General features: G+C 35.9%; 4 protein-coding genes, 1 pseudogene and 1 riboswitch. Of the genes and pseudogenes, 1 reads left to right on the top strand and 4 read right to left on the bottom strand.

Annotation, left to right across the window (positions count from 1 at the left end; genetic code table 11):
- The 3 genes and pseudogenes from CI949_RS16125 to CI949_RS16115 form a co-directional block, all read right to left on the bottom strand.
- A pseudogene (locus CI949_RS16125) lies at positions 1–479 on the bottom strand (histidine kinase); the annotation flags it as partial.
- A gap of 25 nt (positions 480–504) precedes the next feature.
- Positions 505–1,158, bottom strand: coding sequence for a TrkA family potassium uptake protein (locus tag CI949_RS16120; RefSeq protein ID WP_073157586.1), 654 nt, complete (start codon positions 1,156–1,158; stop codon positions 505–507).
- 21 nt (positions 1,159–1,179) lie between these two features.
- Positions 1,180–2,502 (bottom strand): TrkH family potassium uptake protein, encoded by a 1,323-nt coding sequence (locus CI949_RS16115; RefSeq protein ID WP_073157589.1) that lies wholly within the window; start codon positions 2,500–2,502, stop codon positions 1,180–1,182.
- Positions 2,503–2,640: 138 nt separating this feature from the next.
- A riboswitch (cyclic di-AMP (ydaO/yuaA leader) is annotated at positions 2,641–2,763 on the bottom strand.
- A 334-nt stretch (positions 2,764–3,097) separates the two neighbouring features.
- On the opposite strand from CI949_RS16115, the gene CI949_RS16110 reads away from it, so the two are divergent.
- Positions 3,098–4,342 carry an alpha-amylase family glycosyl hydrolase gene (locus CI949_RS16110; protein WP_081374525.1) on the top strand — a complete coding sequence of 415 codons (1,245 nt, stop codon included), beginning with the start codon at positions 3,098–3,100 and terminating at the stop codon, positions 4,340–4,342.
- Positions 4,343–4,498: 156 nt separating this feature from the next.
- Here CI949_RS16110 and CI949_RS16105 read toward each other — a convergent pair whose 3' ends face one another.
- The gene (locus CI949_RS16105) at positions 4,499–5,350 is read right to left on the bottom strand and encodes a hypothetical protein (protein WP_073157591.1); all 852 of its coding nucleotides are present in this window, start codon (positions 5,348–5,350) and stop codon (positions 4,499–4,501) included.
- Positions 5,351–5,451: the final 101 nt, after the last annotated feature.

The raw sequence follows: 5,451 nt of genomic DNA, 5'->3' as shown, positions 1-5,451 counted from the left end.
TTTATTTCCCTTAGTTCGCGAATATCATTTTTTATCTCATTAAAACGTGGAAGCAGCTGCTGATTATAAATCTCCCAGCGCTGATCTTCTTCTGCATTAAAAAATTGATCAAAACTGGATACAAATTCGAAATATTTTTCATTTATCTTTTCTAAAATTGATCCTTCACCATCAATAGTAATATTATCTTCTGCTCTGGCCAGCCAGCTGTAAAATTCTTTTTCATTACGCCTGAATATTTCCTGGCCCTGTTCTTCAGATGTTCTCAAAAGCAGCAGCAGAGCACTATCCTGGCGCTCTATTGATTCAACCATACTGTCACTGGCCTTAATACTGCGGTAATTTTCAACTAAGATATCATTGATTGCGTTTGAAAGTGATTCAAAATTATAAATACTCCAGCCAACAACTCCTGTAAGAATTAAGATCATAACTGCAAAGCCAAGGAGTATTTTTCCTTTTAAAGTTTTTATATTCATAATTTACACTCCCTTAAAAACAAATTTAATTACCAAAATCCCTCATTTTATCCAGGTTTTCATTTTTCCCCATTAAAACTAATTTATCTCCAGCTTCAATTTTATCTTCTGCCCCCGGAGAAATATAAAGCTCCTCTCCTCTTTTAATTGCCATTACATTGACATCAAAACTGGCGCGCAATTCAAGTTCCTTTAAAGTTCTACCTACCATATTATCACTGGCAAGAATCTCGATCACTCCATATTCTGGAGCAAACTCTATATAATCTAAAACATTGGAAGAAATAAGATTCTGAGCAATCCTAACTCCCATATCACGCTCAGGATAAACTATTCTATCTGCACCAACTTTGCTTAAAACTTTTCCATGTAATTTATCTGGTGCCTTTACAATTACATACGGTAAATTTAATTCCTTTAAAATTAAAGTACACAATATATTTGCTGAAACATTATCTCCAATACTGACAACAGCTACATCAAAGTTTCTGACACCCAGAGTTTTTAACGCTTCTTCATCGGTAGCATCAACTTCTACCGCATGAGTTACATCTCCACTAATTGCCTGAACTTTTTCGGGATCGCGATCAATAGCTAAGACATCATGTCCATTTTCAGCCAAAGTAGCAGCCACACTGGCTCCAAATCTTCCCAATCCTACAACAACAAACTGCTTCATTTATTTTCCCCCCTATCTAAATTAACCAACCATTATTTTTTCTGTTGGGTAATGATACTTTCCTTTTCTTACTCTTTCTCCAAAAGCAAGTGCTAGAGTAAGTGGACCAACTCTTCCTGCAAACATCGTGATAGTAATTAAGACTCTGCTGATATCAGATAGCTGACCGGTAATCCCTGTTGAAAGGCCCACTGTACCAAAGGCAGAAACTGTCTCAAATAAAACATCAACAAATTGAAAGTCTTCGATTATCAGTAACAAAGTAGTTACTAAGACAACCAGACCGGCAGCCAGCATTGTAATAGTAAAGGCTTCATAGATAATCTTTTTTTCAAAGCGGCGGTTATATACTTCCATATCTTCTTTACCTGTTATCATGTTCTTTAGGGTAACAAGCATCACTCCAAAAGTGGTTGTCTTGATACCTCCACCTGTTGAACCGGGTGAAGCACCAATAAACATTAAGATGATAATAATAAAAAGTGAAGATTGTTTTAAAGCCCCAGTCGGGACTGTATTAAAACCCGCTGTTCTTGGTGTTACAGATAAAAACATTGCTCCCAGTGTTTTATCAAGTAGTGGTAAACCAGCGAGAGTGTTATCATATTCTAAAGCAAAAAAGACAATAAAACCAAAGATTAAAAGGGCTAATGTTATGACGAGAACTAGTTTAGTCTGTAGAGTTGATTTTTTAAACCTGACCCTGTTATAAGCCTCTACCATTACCCCAAAACCTATACCACCTAGGATAATTAAGGCCATAATAACAAAGTTTATTGTTATATCACCGGTAAAATTCTCTAGGCTGTTCCCAAACAGATCAAAGCCAGCATTATTAAAAGCAGATACAGCATGGAAAATAGCCAGATAGATTGCCCTTGCTGTTGGATAATCTTCAACCAGACGAAAAAATAAAATAACTGCAGCAGTTCCCTCAATGGCAAAGGTAAATCCGAGCAGGTACTGGACCAGCCTCACCATTCCTGATATCTGATACTGATTTAGATCTTCCTGAATAATTAATCTTTCTTTTAAACTAATCTTCTTCCCAATTATAAAGGCAAATAAGGTGGACATCGACATGATACCAAGACCACCAATTTGGATTAAAAGCATAATAACAGTTGAACCAAAATGAGTAAAGGCTTCTTTAGTATTTACAACAATCAAACCTGTCACACAGGTGGCAGAAGTAGCTGTAAATACTGCATCTACTGCCCTTAAGCCCTGCCCATCTGTTGTAGAAATTGGCAGCATTAAAAGTATTGCCCCCAGCATAATTATGATAAAATAGCCAAATACTAAGTACTGAGCCGGGGTTAAGTTTTTCTTACTGATCTTCATTCTCTCTACTACTCCTCTCAAAACAGATATATGTAATTATTAAGTAAAAAAAGCTCTATATAATCAAAAAAACACTACAGATAGACTGTAGTGCCAGTAATTAAGTTTCACCAAATAAATATTATGGTGGCATCAAGTCTGTCCTTTATTTAAGGTCTACGGAGTTAGCTGACGGGCTAGAAGTAAAGGTCTTCTTCTAATATAGATTCGCCCCAAAAAGTGGGTCCTCCGCTCTCGGTTGAGATTAGACAACAGAAATATTTTCTTTTCCTATATTAAAACACATTATAAATATTTTGTCAAATAGGTGATTGAATTATTTTCTTCTCTAGCACTGCACTCTAAACAATAACTTTTTGCTGACTCTCTATGATCTTCGTGTACCTGATCTATCCCAAAACCCCCCTCGTCCATTCTTCCATTTTATATCCAGTATTGTTTCTGACTGGGGAGAAACATAATTTTAGTTATCAGTTTTAATATTATATTCCCACAATATAGCTTTAACACTCTCGGCTAATTTTTTATAACTATCTTCTTTCCCATAATATTATCATCAGCTATCTTCATAAAATTAATTTAATTATTTAATGCTTTGATTTCTCCTCTGCTTTATAATGTTAACTTTGAACAAAACTATCCTGATGGCGGCATCTGGCCCCAGGAATTATTTGATTTAGACACTTTTACCCGTAAAGGTTATATCAGAGATTGGGATAATGATCCTGAATTCAGAGAAGGTGACTTTTTATCGTTAAAAAATATTAACACCGGTCAGGGAAAATTAAATAACTACCAGGCTTCTACTGCTTTAAAAACAATGATTGACTGTTATAAATACTGGATTACTTATGCTGATTTAGATGGCTTCAGACTGGACACGGTAAAACATTTAAGCCCAGGAGCCACCCGCTATTTTACAACTGAGATCAAAGAGTTCGCTCAGACTTTAGGTAAGAAAAACTTCTTTATTATCGGTGAAATTACAGGTGGTATGGAATTTGCAAAAATGATCTGTGAGCAGACAGGTCTCAATGCAGCTTTAGGGATAAATAAAATACCCGAAAATCTTGAGAATGTGGCCAAAGGATATTACTCAGCTGAAAATTATTTTTCTATTTTTACTAACTCTAACGTTCTTAGTGAAGGAAAACATCAGTGGTACCATAAAAATGTAATTACTATGTTTGATGATCATGATATGGTTTATCAGCAGCAGTATAAAGCACGATTTGCTGCCGATAAGAAAACAGCTTTACTGCTGAAAAACGCCATCTTTCTTAATTTCTTTACAGCCGGTATCCCCTGTGTCTATTATGGGACTGAACAGGGATTTGATGGCAGTGGTAACAGTGATAAATATATCAGGGAAGCTATGTTCGGTGGTGATTTTGGGGCTTTTAGAACCCGGAACAGAAGTTTTTTTGACCAGAATAATCCGATTTACCAGGAAATGAAAAAACTTGCAGGGCTCAGGAAAAAATATATTAATTTAAGAATTGGACGCCAGTATTTAAGAGAAATTTCAAATGAAAAAGATGCTAATTTTCATCTTCCAGCTGCAAATGGAGGCCGCTGTACAGAAATCATAGCCTGGTCCAGGATTCTCAGTCAGGAAGAACTTCTTTTAGCCATCAATTGTGAGTTAGATAGAGAGCAGAGTTCAAAAGTTATTGTAGATAATGAGCTCCATAACTTGGGTGATGAGTTTGTCTGTCTTTATTCATCAGCTCAAGAACAAATAGGAAAAGAAATTGAAGTGATTAAAGGAGATCATGGAAATAACTGTCTGGACATTAAACTCCCTCCTAAAGGAAGGGCCATTTATAAGTCATTATAATTTAACTGCATAATTTGTTTTTTATAACTATTCTAACTTAGTTTCCGAGTATATTAGTCAGCACTTTTATGCAAAGTTAAGGCTGGAGCTAAAACTCCAGCCTGATTAAAAACTATTTGTTATTCACTTAAAACTCAGGACTAGCTAAGCTCGAATTTACTCAAGAAACTTATTTCCCTTAACCTCAATATTTTCATAGAAATTAACATGAATAAATGGTTGGCTCTGACCATTAGGCAGCTTAAATTGAGTTGGAAGTGGGGAAACTACTGGATGACCTTCTGAAACTTTTTCATTAGGCATTATTAAATGGATTTCTAACTCATCCTGCTGAGCAATGCCGAAACCAAGCTTATAATTTTCATCTCTTAATCTTTGAGTAACCATTACATGAACTATTCTGTTGGTATCTAAAAGTTTTCCATTTCTATAGAAATTTCCCATACCCCATAATGTGAGATAACTCCAACTATTAGGCATTTGGGGGTCACCAATACCAGTTGTCCCGTGCATAAATATATTTGTTCCAGCACCACCAAAGAACTGGTGATCAGGACCTACCGGTATTAACTTCTGAAGTTTAACCTGATAGGTGTTTTTACCTGAGGGATCAGTAAACTCAGCTGTAAGAGCTGCAATATCCTGAGATTTAGGAGTATCTAATATTGTCCTATCCCAGACTTCGATATTCAACTTACCAGTAATTTCTTTTACATTATTAGAAAAAGGTCCAGGATTCTTTGTGGTCGTAAAACTTTCTCCATCTTCACTAACAACTCTATTTTCCAGAGGAACTGCCTCAAGTCTCAAAGGTTTATCAGGAGTACCAAAAATTTCAGGATCTAATTTTCTTAATCCAGGCAAAATCCAAATTCCTTTACCTTTAGCTGTTACAGTCGTCTTTGTACCATCCTGGGCCAGAACATAAGTATTGACTGTCATCAGCAGACTAATTAAAAATATAAGACTTAGAACTACAGAAATTAAAGTTAATTTTTTAGACCTCATTAATTTGACCCTCCTCGGGGCAAGCCCTCGAGGATTCCTGCTTCTTAGAAGTGGTAACCCACCATCTCCACAGGCTTAAAATCCTGTTAGCCCAACAGTAT

This window comes from Halanaerobium sp., from assembly GCF_003070835.1.
This window is presented reverse-complemented; position numbering and strand designations above follow the sequence as displayed.

Excerpts from the sequence above, each read along its gene's own strand:
- CI949_RS16105 (WP_073157591.1), bottom strand. The coding sequence starts at position 5,350 with ATGAGGTCTAAAAAATTAACTTTAATTTCTGTAGTTCTAAGTCTTATA.
- CI949_RS16115 (WP_073157589.1), bottom strand. The coding sequence starts at position 2,502 with ATGAAGATCAGTAAGAAAAACTTAACCCCGGCTCAGTACTTAGTATTT.
- CI949_RS16120 (WP_073157586.1), bottom strand. The coding sequence starts at position 1,158 with ATGAAGCAGTTTGTTGTTGTAGGATTGGGAAGATTTGGAGCCAGTGTG.